This is a genomic window from Sinosporangium siamense, from assembly GCF_016863435.1.
Lineage (GTDB): Bacteria > Actinomycetota > Actinomycetes > Streptosporangiales > Streptosporangiaceae > Sinosporangium > Sinosporangium siamense.
Map to the genome: position 1 here is coordinate 1 of NZ_BOOW01000084.1, position 592 is coordinate 592.

General features: G+C 70.8%; 1 protein-coding gene. It reads right to left on the minus strand.

What is annotated here, in order from left to right:
- Window positions 1-562, minus strand: a 562-nt coding sequence (locus Ssi02_RS38465) for an AMP-binding protein (RefSeq protein ID WP_239130437.1), incomplete at its 3' end; no start/stop codon positions are given.
- Window positions 563-592: the final 30 nt, after the last annotated feature.

Genomic DNA, 592 nt, shown 5'->3' on the forward strand with positions numbered 1-592 from the left:
CGTCGAAGGCGTGGGAGGCGTGCATCAACACCGCATCCCCCGGCCCCACCTCCAACCCGGGATCGGCCGCCAACGCAGCAACCCCGCCGTGCGGAACCGCCACCCCCTTCGGAACCCCCGTCGACCCCGACGTATACATCACATACGCCAAATCCTGCGGCCCAGGCCGTACCAGCCCCCAGCCGGCCACCGGACCACCGCCATCACCCACGACCAGCGACTCCACCCCCTCCGGCAAAAACCCACCGGCCGCCTCGTCGCACACCGCCAGCGACACCCCCGAATCAGCCAGCATGAACCGCACCCGATCCACCGGATACGCCCTGTCCACCGGCACATACGCCGCACCCGCCAGCCAAACCCCGAGAAAAGCCACCAGCAGATCCGCCGACCGATCCATCACCACCGCAACCCGATCCCCCCGCCGCACCCCCCGCGCCGCCAAAACCCCCGCCAGCCCAACCGCCCGCCGCCGCAACTCCCCATACGTCAGCGAACCCCCACCCCACTCCACCGCCACCGCACCCGGCGCCCGGCCCACCTGCTCCTCGAACAACCCCACAACCGACCCCGCACCATCAACCTCGACGGC